At 56.9% G+C, this 246-nt stretch carries 1 protein-coding gene; it reads left to right on the forward strand.

Annotated elements, in window-relative coordinates; genetic code table 11:
* A partial coding sequence (locus SB765_RS32605; protein ID WP_410932890.1) for an MFS transporter occupies positions 1–246 on the forward strand: 246 nt, incomplete at both ends.

Here is a 246-nt window from a genome sequence, read left to right on the forward strand (position 1 = left end):
GTCTACATTGCAGAAATCGCCCCCGCCAATAAACGTGGCCAGCTGGTCACCCTGCAGGAGCTGATGATCGTCAGCGGTCAGCTGCTGGCGTACATCTCCAACGCCACCTTTAACGATATCTGGGGCGGCGAAAATACCTGGCGCTGGATGCTGGCGCTGTCGATTGTCCCCGCTGTTCTGCTCTGGATCGGTATGATTTTTATGCCTGAAACCCCGCGCTGGCACGTAATGAAAGGCCGCAGTCAG

Source organism: Pseudomonas sp. SIMBA_067, from assembly GCF_046534675.1.
GTDB classification, from domain to species: domain Bacteria; phylum Pseudomonadota; class Gammaproteobacteria; order Pseudomonadales; family Pseudomonadaceae; genus Aquipseudomonas; species Aquipseudomonas putida.